Annotated in this window: 12 protein-coding genes; 5 read left to right on the forward strand and 7 right to left on the reverse strand. The window is 57.4% G+C overall.

Annotated elements, in window-relative coordinates; translation table 11 throughout:
• Nucleotides 1-162: 162 nt before the first annotated feature.
• The gene (locus FNT36_RS05560; RefSeq protein WP_144845161.1) at nucleotides 163-1152 is read right to left on the reverse strand and encodes an alpha/beta hydrolase family protein; all 990 of its coding nucleotides are present in this window, start codon (nucleotides 1150-1152) and stop codon (nucleotides 163-165) included.
• 167 nt (nucleotides 1153-1319) lie between these two features.
• Between FNT36_RS05560 and FNT36_RS05565 the strand changes: the two genes are divergently transcribed.
• Nucleotides 1320-1712: a winged helix-turn-helix transcriptional regulator gene (locus FNT36_RS05565; protein WP_144845163.1), complete on the forward strand. Its 393-nt coding sequence runs from the start codon at nucleotides 1320-1322 to the stop codon at nucleotides 1710-1712.
• Between the two features lie 148 nt (nucleotides 1713-1860).
• On the opposite strand, the gene FNT36_RS05570 is transcribed toward FNT36_RS05565, so the two are convergent.
• Both FNT36_RS05570 and FNT36_RS05575 read right to left on the reverse strand, forming a co-directional pair.
• Nucleotides 1861-2643 (reverse strand): LytR/AlgR family response regulator transcription factor, encoded by a 783-nt coding sequence (locus FNT36_RS05570; protein ID WP_144845165.1) that lies wholly within the window; start codon nucleotides 2641-2643, stop codon nucleotides 1861-1863.
• Complete coding sequence (locus FNT36_RS05575) at nucleotides 2640-3704, reverse strand: sensor histidine kinase (protein ID WP_144845167.1); 1065 nt, start codon at nucleotides 3702-3704, stop codon at nucleotides 2640-2642. The genes FNT36_RS05570 and FNT36_RS05575 overlap by 4 nt, the downstream gene beginning before the upstream one ends.
• 583 nt (nucleotides 3705-4287) lie before the next feature.
• On the opposite strand from FNT36_RS05575, the gene FNT36_RS05580 reads away from it, so the two are divergent.
• The gene (locus FNT36_RS05580) at nucleotides 4288-5451 is read left to right on the forward strand and encodes a fumarylacetoacetate hydrolase family protein (RefSeq protein ID WP_144845169.1); all 1164 of its coding nucleotides are present in this window, start codon (nucleotides 4288-4290) and stop codon (nucleotides 5449-5451) included.
• Between the two features lie 100 nt (nucleotides 5452-5551).
• On the opposite strand, the gene FNT36_RS05585 is transcribed toward FNT36_RS05580, so the two are convergent.
• The 3 genes from FNT36_RS05585 to FNT36_RS05595 form a co-directional block, all read right to left on the reverse strand.
• Entirely contained in the window at nucleotides 5552-5938 is a 387-nt protein-coding gene (locus FNT36_RS05585) for a VOC family protein (protein ID WP_144845171.1), read from the reverse strand.
• A 213-nt stretch (nucleotides 5939-6151) separates the two neighbouring features.
• Nucleotides 6152-6538, reverse strand: a complete 387-nt coding sequence (locus tag FNT36_RS05590; protein ID WP_144845173.1) for a VOC family protein — start codon at nucleotides 6536-6538, stop codon at nucleotides 6152-6154.
• Nucleotides 6539-6582: 44 nt separating this feature from the next.
• On the reverse strand, nucleotides 6583-6969 hold the full coding sequence (locus tag FNT36_RS05595) for a VOC family protein (protein ID WP_144845175.1): 387 nt from the start codon (nucleotides 6967-6969) through the stop codon (nucleotides 6583-6585).
• Nucleotides 6970-7131: 162 nt separating this feature from the next.
• On the opposite strand from FNT36_RS05595, the gene FNT36_RS05600 reads away from it, so the two are divergent.
• Together FNT36_RS05600 and FNT36_RS05605 are read left to right on the forward strand one after the other, a co-directional pair.
• The gene (locus tag FNT36_RS05600; RefSeq protein WP_144845177.1) at nucleotides 7132-8001 is read left to right on the forward strand and encodes a helix-turn-helix domain-containing protein; all 870 of its coding nucleotides are present in this window, start codon (nucleotides 7132-7134) and stop codon (nucleotides 7999-8001) included.
• A 1380-nt stretch (nucleotides 8002-9381) separates the two neighbouring features.
• A complete protein-coding gene (locus tag FNT36_RS05605; RefSeq protein WP_233635697.1) occupies nucleotides 9382-10176 on the forward strand; it encodes a TlpA family protein disulfide reductase in 795 nt (264 codons plus the stop codon).
• A 237-nt stretch (nucleotides 10177-10413) separates the two neighbouring features.
• Here FNT36_RS05605 and FNT36_RS05610 read toward each other — a convergent pair whose 3' ends face one another.
• Nucleotides 10414-11448: a WD40/YVTN/BNR-like repeat-containing protein gene (locus FNT36_RS05610; protein ID WP_144845181.1), complete on the reverse strand. Its 1035-nt coding sequence runs from the start codon at nucleotides 11446-11448 to the stop codon at nucleotides 10414-10416.
• A 321-nt stretch (nucleotides 11449-11769) separates the two neighbouring features.
• On the opposite strand from FNT36_RS05610, the gene FNT36_RS05615 reads away from it, so the two are divergent.
• On the forward strand, nucleotides 11770-13056 hold the full coding sequence (locus tag FNT36_RS05615) for a T9SS type A sorting domain-containing protein (protein WP_144845183.1): 1287 nt from the start codon (nucleotides 11770-11772) through the stop codon (nucleotides 13054-13056).
• The last annotated feature ends 87 nt before the right edge of the window (nucleotides 13057-13143 follow it).

The raw sequence follows: 13143 nt of genomic DNA on the forward strand, positions 1-13143 counted from the left end.
GGGGTAGGCGAGCTGCCTGGCCGCGTTGGTGATTCAAAGGAAGAGTCCCCCTTTTGACCTTTTCTGAAAACTCAGGTGAAGCCGGGCTTGACCGCAGTAAAGCCGGGAAAAAGGCGTAGATACTGCACTTACCAGCGCGCATAGGCGCTCGCCAGCAGGAGGCTAGCTTCCTTTGCACACTAGTTGCCCCAGTGGCTGCGGGGCACCCTCAAAGGCCACGCAGGCCGTTGGCCAGGCGGGGTCTTCGGGGTAGAGGGCGCTTCGTAGGTACGCCCACGTCAGTTGCTGGACCGCCGCGACGCGCGCCGGATTCTCATCCGTCGTCTCTGTTACCAGGTAGCCAGATATGCCGCCCAGCATGTGTTTCCCCTCAAATAAGGTAACCAGGCAGGTCGCGCCGGGGCTCAGCGTGTAGGCATCCGTAAACCAATCGGGTCCGCGCAGGGTCAGCGGCGAGCGGTCGGCGTCGCCCGCCACGACCAGCGTGGGGGTTCTCAACTCGGCATAGCTTTGGTTGAGATGCGGAAAATGCTCGGCCGCGAACGAGCTCAGGTCTGCCCCACCCCGGCCCGCGGCGCTCAGCAGCACTCCCGCCTTGACGCGCGGGTCAAACCAGTCTTCGCGCAAACTGCTGCCATCGGCCCCCAGCACGCGCGCCCCCAGTAGCAGGCCCGCCGTTTGGGCGCCAAACGAGTGACCTGCCACCGCAATGCGGCTCTGGTCAAGCCGGCCGAGCAGGCCCGGCACCGCCTCCTCCAACACGGGCAGCTGGTCGAGGATGCGCTGTACATCTCGCACGCGCGTGCGCCACATCAGCAGCTTGCGAGGGTCGTTCAAATAAGCTTGGATGGCCTCGCCGTGGCTGGCTTTCGCCGCCGGAAGCAGCGTGCGGGAATCCAGGAAAGTGGGTTGAATCACGACGAAGCCGTGCGCCGCCCAAAACTGCGCGAGGGGAGCATAGCCGTCCAGCGAAGAGCCGAAGCCGTGCGCTAGTACAATGATGGGGAGTTGGCTCCCGGAAACCGGCGCGGAAACGCGCACCTGCAGGTCGGTCTCTCGGTCTGGGGCAGCCAGCGTAACTGGACTAACGGAAATAACCGGCACTGGCGCGCTGCTGGCGCCACCTAGGTCGGTGGCAATCGACTTGCTCATCTACTTGTTGCTTAGATACTTTTGGAGTGAAGTAATGGCTGCTTTCGTTTGCGGACCCGCGGTAGCAAGCGGTGGCAGCAGGAGGTGCACAAAGGTGCGCGCGCCCTGTGCTAGCTTTGATACCAGTTACTTAAAGCATACCAGTTACCAGTAGGATACCGTCCCTTATGCACCCTTTAGCGCCTGCTCTCCCCGCCTGCAAAACCACGCATCGCGCCGTTTATGACACGCTCGAAGTAGTGAGCGGCAAATGGAAGCTCGTTATTCTGGCCGTACTGCTGGAGCGCTCATACCGCTTCAAAGAACTGAGCCGCGAAATCGGCATTTCGCCCCGGGTTTTATCGAAGGAATTGCAGGAGCTGGAGCAGCACCAGCTCGTAACGCGCACCGTCTGCGATACCCGGCCCATCACGGTCGAATACGCTGCGACCCCCTACAGCCGGACGCTCCACAGCGTAGTGGCAGCCCTGCGCGATTGGGGCCTGGCCCACCACCAAACCATTGTGGGGCAGCCCCGTCCAGCTACTGGGCCGTTAACTCAGCCAGCTACTAAGCAGTAGACCAACCTGTTGCAGGTTGGAGAAGGAATTGGGCCACGGGTAAACGCCATCCATCGCCCAGGCCACTACCCGGTATTAACCGGGGCAGTACGATAAAGCTCGTTTTAGCTGTGCGCTCATCACCTAGAAAGTAGCTACCTAGGGGCCCTTACTCTAGCCAGCGCTTAAACAGGTGCGCCCGGTCGCGGCTAACCAGCACTTCTTCTGGGCGCGGCGGCAATAGGTCAAGTTTGAGCTTGCCGGCAAAGTAGCTGTAAATCTTGCCAATGGCTTTGAGCGAAGACAAGTACTGGCGATTTAGGCGGAAGAACAAGGCCGGGTCAAGCTGCTTTTCGAGCTGCTCCAGCTTGTTGTCTAAGGTGAATTTGCGCCCGTCGTGGCGCACAAGGTACACGATTTCGTGGAGCGTGTAGAAGTAGGCAATCTCGTCCACGGCTACCGGCAGCAGCTCCTCGCCCACCGTCACCAGCAGCCGGTGCCGGTAGCGCGGCCGGCTCGGGGCCAGCTGCTCCAGCAGCTGTTGCATCTTCAGCAGCTGCGCGTCGGTGTCCTGCACCTTCTCCTGGGGCGTGGCCTGCGTGAGCCAGTACGCGTGTTTTTCCAGTGCCCGCTTGATATCGGCGGCCTGGATGGGCTTCAGCAAATAATCTAGGCTGAGCAGGGCGAAGGATTGCAGCGCATACTCGTCGAAGCTGGTCGTGAAAATGATGGGGCTGCGCACTGCCACCGTATCGAACACCTCAAAGCTCAGGCCATCGTCTAGCTGAATGTCGGCGAAAATGAGCTCAGGAGCGGGGTTGTGCTGCAACCAGTGCACGGCCTCGGCCACGCTCGGCAGCACCGCCGCCACTTCCACGGCCGGGTGCTTGCGCAGCAGGCTTTGCAGGTGCCGAACGGCTAATTCTTCGTCTTCAATGATAATGGTTTTCATTCCGCAGTGGTCAGCAAAGGGAGCAAGACTTCAAACTCGGTGCCCCGGTTTTCAATAAGGAGTGGGCGGTCGGTCAGCAGTTGAAACCGGCTAACGATATTTTGCAGGCCTTGCCGGGTGCTTTTCTCCAGGACCGTTTTCGGGTGCAGGGTGTTCGTCACGCGCAGCTCCTGCCCGGCAGCCCGAATGGTGATGCGCAGCGGCGAGCGACTACTAAGGGCATTGTGCTTGATGGCGTTTTCGACCAGCATCTGCACGGCGACGGGGGGCACGCGCAAGCGCAGCGCTTCCGGCGCTATTTCTTTGATGACTAGTATTTTCTTGCCAAAGCGGATGGCGTTCAAATGCACGTACGCGTCCACGAACGCCATTTCCTCCCCTAGGGCCACCGTCGTGCTTTTCTTGCTCAGCAAGATGTAACGGTACACTTCCGCTAACGCCCCCAGAAACTCCTGGGCCGGCTCGTTGTCGCCGATGAGCCCGGCCATGGTATTGAGGCTGTTAAATAAGAAGTGGGGGTCTACTTGCTGCTTCAGGGCTTCGAGGCGGCTGAGGGCATTCTCGCGCTCCAGCGCCGCCGCCCGCATGAAGTAGTTGCGCCATTCGTGAAAGAAGTACACACTTTCGTACACGTTGGTGATAAGCAAGGTCGTGAACAGGCTGAAGCGCAGGTCGTGCCAATAGGTGGGCACAAAAGCGGCCGCCGGCAACTCGAAGCGGACTTCCAGCCAAGCGTTGAACACCGTTGCCACGACCACAAAAGCAGTGCTCAGCAGCTGGTGTAGCGCTACCCGCCGCACCGTCCGTTTGTAGCCGGGCAACCGCCGCCGCAAAAAGAAGAAGATGGCCGCATTGCCCTGCCAGTACACCACGGTCACTAAGAAGTGGCTCAGCCAATCTTGCCAAAAGGTAAGCGCGGGAGCCTTGCGCATCGTCACGGTCAGCAGTAGGCTCACGGCCACAATGCCTAGCCAGCGCAGCCGGGCTTCCCAGGTTAACCACGAAGAAGCTGAGCTCGTGGCTAGAAGGCTAGCAGCAGAAGACGGAAGGGCAGAGCTCATGGAGATGGAAAGTGGCTAGAGAGGCTATGGAGGATGGCGCGTCAGTAATCGCACCCACAAGCCGGGCACGAAGAACGGACCTACTACTGCTGCCCGGCTCTATACCTCAAAGCAACTGTCTTTCACTAATTCAATAATTAAAAACAAAGGGAAGCCGGGCTAGGGCGCTTTAAAGCCGAGGCAGCCGCAGGTGAAAGGTTGTTTAGGACAAAGGGGGTAGGCAGCGATTCAGTGACAGTAAAGGGGGGTAGGAACAGCGGTTCTCGGTCTAGCTAAGTTTAATCTTCCTTCTTCACGTGCTGTATCCCTCGGGCCGCCCAAGCCGGCTTTGAAGTAGCCTAGGTGTTATGGGCGACGTCAACGCACCAGGTAGAAAAATTCGGCGGCCTTTCGACGAGCCGTTTGCTACGCTTCACGTCGGCTTTGCCCGGCTTGACCTGCTTATTCCGGCACCAGGTTGAGCAGGCGCCGTGCTTTGGGTCACCAACCTGCCGCTGACAGTTGCGCAGACCTCACACGCAGCACTAGGTGCCGGCAGGGAGGTATTACCTACCCAACCCCACTTTTTACCAATTCCCTCTTTATGAAAACCCTTTGGACACTACTTGGGCTACTCGGCGGCTTAGTTTTTCAAGCCGCCGCTGCCGACCTGGCTCCCCTGCACGAGGCTATTACGCTGGCCCGCTACGCTAGCTCCGATGGGCGCGTGCATACGCTGGCCGTGCTGCAAGACGACGGCCAGGCCGTGCGTGGCGTAGACCTAAGCCAGCTGCTAAATCGCTACGACACCTATTCGCTGGACGTGTTACAAGGCTACTCGCACGACGAGTTAGCTCACCGCATTGAAGCGGAAAACACGCGGGTGCAGCGCGCTTACGCCGACCTGCTGCCCGCCGTGTCGGGCAACCACCACCCCGCGCTCGGCATTAATTACGCCGAGCACGGCCGCGAAGCCGGCATGACGGAGCCGTTTCTATTCCCGAAAATGGTGGCGACCAGCGCCGCCGTGCACCAGTTGACTTACCAGCCCGAATGGCTGCTGGACTACGAGGTGGAGCTAGGCGTGGTCTTCGACCGCACCATCACAGCCAGCACTTCGCTGGAGGAGGCCCGCCTGGGATTTCTAGTAATCAACGACTTCACGGACCGCGCCGACCTTATGCGCCACATCGATACGAAGAACCTAGGAAGCGGCGCGGGCTTTTCTGACGCCAAGAGCTTGCCCAACTTTTTCCCGACTGGTCCCTACGTAGTGGTGCCCCGCCAGTGGCGCACCTTCTGGCCCGCCTTGCAGCTGAGCTTGACCGTAAACGGCCAGACGCGTCAGCAGGAAAAGGCCGACAATATGGTGTGGAAGCTCGATAAAATTATTGCGGAAATAGTAGCCACCAACGGTGAAAAGCGTTGGGTGAGCCACCAGCAGTCCGCAGCACTTTTCGACGGCTCGGGCATCCCGAAAGGCGCCGTGCTGCTGACCGGCACTCCCAGCGGCGTGGCCTTCCGGGCGCCAAGCGGCGGCTTTATCGCCTGGGCTATTATTAAGTCTATTGTCACTTTCAGCTGGCTCCGGGGGCAGTCGCCTATCGCCTACATGAAGGAAAGCTTTATCAAGGAGCAACGCCGCCAGCCGACGTACCTCAAGCCGGGGGACGTGGTAGTGACCTCGGTGTCGAAACTCGGTCACATTAAGACTATCATCCAACTAGCACCAGTCACAGCTGCGGCCAGCCAAGTTAAGCGCCACTAGGTCGCGCTGCGCTACCTATTGTCCAAGTATCTGCTTGCGATGATTCACCCCCTAGGCGTGCAATTTCAGTATCAATTCCGCAACTTGGTTGTCAGCTCCCTTAGGTGGTAATTTCGACCAAATTGCCGTCCGGGTCAGCCACCACACTTTCGTAGTAGCCATCGCCAGTGGTACGCGGCTCCCCCAGTACTGGATAGCCAGCAGCACGCAAGTGCTCCGTCAGGCTATCGACGGCAGCGCGGCTGCCTGTAGCAAAGGCTAGGTGCGCGTAGCCCACGGTTGGGACGGCGTCGGCAGCGGAAACCAGTAGATCCGGCCGGTGCATGAGTTCGAGGCGGGCGCCCGAGGCAAAGCACAGAAAATAGGAGGTAAAAGCCTTGGCCGGGTTATAGTAGCGTGCGCCGGCCGTCGCGCCGAAGTAAGCTTCGTAAAAGTGGCGAGCCCGCTCCAAGTCGGCAGTCCACAAGGCAATGTGTTCGATGGTCATAGTTAGTAGTGAAAGCCGTAAATACAGTCAATATCCGCGTCTAGGGCAAGCAGCGGTTTAAAGTCAATTGGGGAGATAGTCTGGGTGTTAGCCACTAACAGAGCAGCTAGAAGCAGAAAAGCCGCCGTAAAAAGCAGCTACTTGCTGCCAAGCCGGCATCCAAAAACCTAGGTCGCTAAATGACCAGCTAAATCGGCGTAAGGACTTGACGCGTTAGCTGGTGATTTTAATGTAATTGCCGTCCGGGTCCGCGATTACGCTTTGGTAGCTGCCTTCGGCGGTGGGGCCCGGCTTGCTGATGATTGGGTAGCCGGCCCGGCGCAGCTGCTCGGTTAAGGCTTGTACAGTGGCTACACTGTCGCTTGCGAAGGCCAGGTGGGCGTACCCAACAACGGGAATGGGGCCTCGGCTTGCTGCCAGCAGCTTCGTCGGCTGTATCAACTCCAGTTGGGCGCCGCTGGCGAAGGAAAGAAAATAGGCGGAAAACTGCTGGTCCGGGTCGCGGTACCACCCAGTTGCTACGGCTCCAAAATAGTCGCCATAAAATTGACGTGCCCGTTCTATGTTCGGGGTCCAAAGGGCAACGTGTTCAAGAGTCATACTAAGTGAGCATGAGGCAAATGGATTGGCCTATAAGATGCTAATTACTTTTTTTTAAACCACTGAATGTATTCCAGGATGTTATGGTCAGGGTCGGCAAAATAGACCCATGTTTCTTCCTGTTCAATGCGCAAAGGACCTTTTACAATCGGAATTTCCTGTACCCGCAACTCGGCAACGGCCTGCTCCAAGTCTCCCACTTCCAGACAATAGTGTGGGCAAAACGGCTTGCGAATGGGAGGCAACACGAACTCGTTAACTAAATCCTGAATCAACTCTAAACGGGCGGTACCTCGCGACAAGAAGGCGTAAGCTTCTTGTTCGGCTTCGTTTATTGCCTGCGTATCCAATGTAAAACCGAGCTTTTCGGTGTAAAAGCGGATGGCCGCCTCCAGGGAACGGACTTGAAAACCACAGTGGTCAGCACTCATAGGATAGTAGAAAAAAAGGCGGAGTTGCCTAGGGGTGAATTGTTGGGCAAAGGTCCCAATACACTCAGCAGGCCACTACGCATAGATTGCCCACTTTCCGTACGTTATTGACTAAGTAGTGTGTTTACGAGGTTCAATTGTGGCAATACCCTACGTTTACTTATGCAGTTAGCCCGTCAATCATTTGCTCAGCCGCTAGATAGCTCAGTGTTCGTCTTTCACCATGATGCGGCCAATCCGTGCCCGGTACTGTGGCATTATCATCCTGAAATTGGGCTCGTATACCTGCCCCAGGGCTCGGGGCGCCGTCACATCGGGAACACCGTTTCGCGCTACGAGGAGGGCGAGTTACTACTGCTCGGCCCCAATGTGCCACACCTGAGCTACGGGTACGGCCAGGACGACACATTTGAGGAAGTAGGGGTCCTGTTCTCGCCTCAGCTCATCGATTGGGCGCCGGGCGCCTGGCCCGAGCTGGACCCGGTCCGCGCCCTGCTGGCCCGCGCCGCCACGGGGCTCGTCTTTGCAGCCACGGTGCGGCACACCGTGGGGCGACAGGTACAGCGTCTACGGTCCCTGCCGCCCTGGGAGCGGCTGCTGTCGCTGCTTGATATTCTGCAGCAGCTAGCTCTGTGCCCGGAACCCGCATATACTGCCTTGGCCGCTGGCCCGCCCGTTACGGCTTCTCCGGTCGCGCAGGAGCGGCTCAACAGGGTGCTCGCGCTATTGCACCAGCGCCTGAGCGGCCCGGTTAGCGTCCCCGAATTAGCGGCGGAGGCCGCCTTGTCGGTGCCGGCGTTCTGCCGGTTTTTCAAGAAGATGACCCAGCGCACGGTCACTGAGTTCGTAAATGAATGCCGGGTGCAGCAGGCTTGCCGACTGCTACGAGGTACCGATTCCATTACAGAAATCGCGCACGCCAGTGGCTTCCAGAACCTATCCTATTTCAACCGCATGTTTCGACAACTAATGAGTATGAGCCCTTCTGCTTATCGCCGAACCATAGCTGGACCGGGTTGTCTTACGCCCTAGTTATCAAAACGCGGTGGCCCACGATTTTGAGCATTCCCACCCCACCGGAGTCAGCTCTAGCACCTACGTCTTTTCATTGAACGAGGGCTCCCGCTCTAAGAAAGGACATAACTTGGCTTTAGGTAGTTCTTCGAGCGCAATCAGGTCGCCTTTGTGGATGCGCTGGGTAAGAGGTATTTCCTTATCGGTTGACGCCAAACTCGATATAATAGCCTCCTAGAGATGCACGCATTCAAGTAATAGAAAATAGGTAATGCTCCGAAAGGTGCACCTCTACACCAACGGGAGTGCGCAGTGGAAATGGGCCTGGGCTACCACGAAGGGCGCTACACCCAGCAGGGCGATACCCTATGTCTAATCTATCAGGAGGGCCAGCTTCCGAAACTGCCCGCTTGCTGCTCACGCCTCGTTATCTAGTGACCCTGCCTTCCCCAGAATATCTCTGGTCTACCAGTCTAGGCCGGCAATAGGTGACAGTGGTACCAAAAACGACCCTTTTCGTGTATTGGTCGAGCCAGCGCGTTTATTGCTGTACGAACCGGTCAGTCCTTACTTTGCTTGTTGTCCTAGGGTGTATCCACTGTACCCCTGCGAACCGTCCCACGTCGGAAGCGCCTACCACTGGCCCCGCGTCCCCACCTGCGTTACGTCGCACGTACTGGGCGCTAGACCACGAGGTAACCCAACGTGATACTCTGTTGCCTGGGCCTGACCCCTACCACGTGCGCATAGTAACGAGCTGTTTAAACGACAGTGCCGTTATCAACCCCTCACGGAGGATGCCGGCCCTATACTGGACACCTCGCACAAGCTGTTACCTAACGATGGATGTAGCTTCTCCTTGGGAGGTGGAATCCGGGCTACGCATTAAGGAAAAATCCCCATACTGCAAGAAACTCCTCTGGCGAGGGCTATCAAAAGTTGCGTAAAGTGGCGTAAGAGACGTCCCATAGCTTGAGCAGTTGAAGGTAGAACCAGGTAAGCGCAATATTAACATATGGCCGGTATATAGCGAGGACACTGCGGCAGCATAACTCCGCGAAGGAGTTAGGTCTTTAGTGTGGAGTTAGCATCAATAAGCCAGTTAATTATCAATATCTTTCTCCGGATGGCACGTCAGTACTAGCACTCAGACAGGGCATGTGGATGATGAGTAAAGACTCCACCAAACGTGCCGACGAGTTGGTGGCCCTGCAGATAGATCTTAAACTCGGTCTTACGCTCCCCGACACAGTGGAAATGTATGCCGATGGGAAGCGAGTGTCTAGTCGGCGGAGCCATCCGAGGCCGGCACGCGCAGGTATTTTGGTCAGCAAAGTCTACCCCCAAAACGCTTCTCGCCAATGCGTGGCTAAGACATACTTCGCCTATCTTCAGGGTATGAAGCCCTTCTTCGTAATTGCCTTGACCTTAGTTACTACTGCATTGGCTACGAGTTGCAGCCAGTCAGGTGCCGCTGCTCCTGCGAAGGCAGTGGCCCCGGCGAAGGTTGCCGCATTCACCAAAGATTTTGATACCTGGTATCACTACACCTACTACCACCTGCTCCTCTCGCGCGATTTTCAGGCCCGGGATACACTTGGGCAGCCACTAGCTAAACGCGCGTTTCTCGACCAACTTGCCACGGGTAAAGTGTTGGCATTAGTCAACGGCACGGACCAGCAACTGCCGATTTATCAGCTGTGCGCTTTTCCCGCCGGTCATGACCCGGCTATTCGCGCCACGAGCCAGCAGCTGGCCGCAGAGGCGCTCAGTAGCTACAAGCGGGAAGGCCAAGTACTACCTGATTTCAATTTTGTTGACTTAAACGGCGTCACCTACACGAAGGCTAGTACCAAAGGCAAGCTAGTGGTGCTCAAGTTCTGGTACATTGGCTGCGTGGCCTGCGTGGAAGAGTTTCCAGCAATCAATGCCCAGGTGGCCAAGTACCAACGGTCAGACGTGCTGTTTGTAAGTTTAGCCATGAACAAGCCGCAGGACTTACGTAAATTTTTGCAGGACCGAGAGGTGAAGTTCGCGGTCGTGCCCACCAGCAAAGCTTACCTAGTTGATACGTTGCAGGTCCTGCAATACCCCACGCATTTTATCCTAGGGCGGGACGGCAAGATTGTCAAAGCTACTACGCGGGCGAGTGACCTAGCTGTGGCATTGCAAAAGGCGGTGCAGGGCCCCTGACAAGACCGGTCTAGTCGGCCTTAACGTCTGGAGTACCTTGGCTCCGAAAGATGCACCTTACGGGTCCGACATCTACCACCAACTAACGCAAGAAAGTGAGAAGTATACATCTGTAGGCCCGTTTTGAGTATCGGCTGCGATAATGTTAGCGCTTCCGCAACTCGGCTACGCAACCGCTCTACCTAGTTCTACCTAGCTGCCCACCTCCGAAAGCCAGCCGACGGGTGGACACTGAACTCAGTTCCTCACCAGTAGGCGCCCCGCCAGAGCGTAGATGTAGCACTGCCCATCCGGGTAGAAGCCATAGCAGCCGAAAGTATAATCAATGGGCAGCGCCTCTTCTTGCCACGACCAGCGCCCGTCGACCAGTCGTCCATGAAAAAATTTATAGGCATTCAGGTACGCCTTGGCAGAGCTCAGCACCACGTAGGCATTGGCCCGCGAGACGTATACGGCTTCGGCCATCAAGGGCTCCGACTGCTTAAAAACTCCCACTTCTTGGTAGCGGCCGCTGACCCCGTCGCGCGCCACTAGCCGGACCCTGCCCGCTTCTGGAGCAGTTAGAAACCACAGATTACCTGCTGTATCGGCAAAAGAGGTGCTAGCGTGAAAGGTACGCAACGGCTCTATAGTTGTGTCAAAGCTAGTCGCGTCCACCAAAGCCAAGCGGTCCGCGTCAGTGGGCTGCTCGGCCGACGCTAGCAGGAACGCTAGGCTATTGCCGCCAGCGGGGGCGGCTGCCACAAAGCGCGGCAGCGCGTGCTGAAATGCGCGCCAAGTTTTGCCCCCATCCCGCGTTTTGAATAGCACGTTGCTGCCGTTGGCATTTTCGCGGTAGCCTACGGCATAGCCAATATCGCCCACTAGGAGCAGGCTTTTGAGGCCCTCGGCTACTTGCCCTAGTTCCTGCCAGTTAGCGCCCGCATCGTCGGAGCGGTAGATAACTGACCGCTCTTGGCCGGAAGCCCCTACCAATTTAAGCGCATAGGTGCGCGGGCCGACCTGCTGGGCCCAGACAAAACGGCCCCGGCCAAACTGTTGCGCCTGCCAGGAGTTGCCGTGGTCTACCGAGCGTTGAATGAGGGCTTGCTCCTGGGCTGCTACTTTTTGGGCAGTGAGGGGCCCGGCCGGCCATTGGCTGCCCAGTAGCAGACCCGTAGTGCTGGTGGGTAGGAGCAAGGCGCTGAAGTCGTCTTGGCTATCGACTAGCCCGCTGCCTTGCACCACGCGCCAGGCCGGATTGGACATTGTGCAGCTCAGCAGCAGCGACATAACCCCAGCAAGGGAGGTAGCCCTGATGCACCAAGGTCGCGAACACATAGGGGTAGCGGTTGTAAGAAAGAGGATAAATGTATCGGAAAACAACCGGTTGCCGCAGTGGTGGTTACGCCTGCTATGGTCAACTAATTTAGGGGTAGCCCTAGGCCTACCAGTTATACGCTCAATTACGCCCTGGCTCTTCGCGCAAGCATAGTCGGAACGCGCACCATGCTTTCTAAAGAAGGAGCTGATGCAACCCATTGCCGAACCGTTTACGCTTATCTAACTTGACCACCTTATCTTCCGCAGCTTTTCCCCAATCTGCTTCTTCTTGTGGTTACTCGCTACCTTTTACTAGCCGCTTTGCTGACGGGCGGAGGGCTCAATGATTCCGCTCAAGCAGCCCTTACCCAACTCGGCAGCATCGCTGTGCCTACCTATGGCACCACCCTGGCTGTTAGTAATACCACCGCCTACGTACTTACCGCCGCTGCCGGCGTGCAGCACCTGCTAACCTATGATGTGAGCAATGCAGCAGCGCCGCAACTGCTTAGCTCCCTAGTGCTTGATACCGGCGGCGTACCTGCTCGCCATGCAGTGGTTAATGGCACAATGCTCTATGTTAGCACCTTTCCAAGGTTAAATACCTATCCGAGCTCTCCTGCTATACTCACCATCGATGTGAGTAACCCCTCCCGACCAGTCGTGCGCAGCACCACTTATCTAGTGGGGGGCACCGACTTGTTTCTCGCCGCTAGAGGCAATTATCTCTATGCTGTGCTTGACCAAGTACCCACACTTTACATCTACGAAGGCATTCCAGACGGGATAACGCTCTCTTCCATGAATCTACCTTATTCACTCAGTGGCTTGGTCGGGCTGAGTATTAATGGTACCACGGGCTACGTGCAATATGCGAATCCCGCTTTCTCGACACTCGACTTAACCGTACCAAAGCGGCCCGTCAGTTCGCCGGGCACGACGCCAGGCACGATAATGGCCGCCAATGGCACGCGGGCATATGGCCTGCAACAGCCCACTTATGCCGCCAGCGTTCCCAGTAATACCTTATACATTTACGACACCAGCAGCCCGCTAGCCCCCACGCTGGTGCGCTCGCTGCCGGGTACGTTTGGTACGCGCGTAGCGGCGGGCGAGCAATGTGTCTTCACTATCGGGGCGACTAGTCCCTTCGTAGCAGCAGTTGCCAGCAGCAGTGTGCCGCTGCGTGGTTATTACTTACCAGCTGGCGCCGCGTCAGCGGCCCTAGAAGCGGTGGCTGTAACGACACAAGGAGCCAATGACCTAGCCGTCGTCGGCACGAAGGCATATGTGCTCACCGACACCAACTTGGCCATCTATACCTTCCCCTCAACCGTTACCGCAACCCGCGGGCCGGCTGCCCTTGCCCCACTGCCACTTTACCCGAATCCCGCCCATGGCTTGCTCACCTTGCCGAAGCTAGCGGCGGGTACGCTCGTTTCGCTTTACGATGTAACGGGACGCTGCTGTCTTCAGGCTCCACTTTCCGCCAGCCGTTCTCTCGACATTAGCGCGCTCCCCGCCGGGCTCTACCAAGTGCGCGCCGCCGACGCTAGTAGCAAGCTGCTTGTGGAGTAAATATCCTGCTACGAGTAGCCTGACGCCAAGACCAGCTCAAGAAGGTGCACCTTTCTGAGGCATCAGTTTTGAAGTATGTAGTTGTAG

It is taken from the genome of Hymenobacter setariae (genome assembly GCF_007713685.1).
Classification (GTDB): Bacteria; Bacteroidota; Bacteroidia; order Cytophagales; family Hymenobacteraceae; genus Hymenobacter; species Hymenobacter setariae.

Bases quoted from the DNA above. Each gene is read 5' to 3' on its own strand.
- FNT36_RS05560 (WP_144845161.1), bottom strand. From the start codon at position 1,152: ATGAGCAAGTCGATTGCCACCGACCTAGGTGGCGCCAGCAGCGCGCCA.
- FNT36_RS05565 (WP_144845163.1), top strand. From the start codon at position 1,320: ATGCACCCTTTAGCGCCTGCTCTCCCCGCCTGCAAAACCACGCATCGC.
- FNT36_RS05570 (WP_144845165.1), bottom strand. From the start codon at position 2,643: ATGAAAACCATTATCATTGAAGACGAAGAATTAGCCGTTCGGCACCTG.
- FNT36_RS05575 (WP_144845167.1), bottom strand. From the start codon at position 3,704: ATGAGCTCTGCCCTTCCGTCTTCTGCTGCTAGCCTTCTAGCCACGAGC.
- FNT36_RS05580 (WP_144845169.1), top strand. From the start codon at position 4,288: ATGAAAACCCTTTGGACACTACTTGGGCTACTCGGCGGCTTAGTTTTT.
- FNT36_RS05585 (WP_144845171.1), bottom strand. From the start codon at position 5,938: ATGACCATCGAACACATTGCCTTGTGGACTGCCGACTTGGAGCGGGCT.
- FNT36_RS05590 (WP_144845173.1), bottom strand. From the start codon at position 6,538: ATGACTCTTGAACACGTTGCCCTTTGGACCCCGAACATAGAACGGGCA.
- FNT36_RS05595 (WP_144845175.1), bottom strand. From the start codon at position 6,969: ATGAGTGCTGACCACTGTGGTTTTCAAGTCCGTTCCCTGGAGGCGGCC.
- FNT36_RS05600 (WP_144845177.1), top strand. From the start codon at position 7,132: ATGCAGTTAGCCCGTCAATCATTTGCTCAGCCGCTAGATAGCTCAGTG.
- FNT36_RS05605 (WP_233635697.1), top strand. From the start codon at position 9,382: ATGAAGCCCTTCTTCGTAATTGCCTTGACCTTAGTTACTACTGCATTG.
- FNT36_RS05610 (WP_144845181.1), bottom strand. From the start codon at position 11,448: ATGTCGCTGCTGCTGAGCTGCACAATGTCCAATCCGGCCTGGCGCGTG.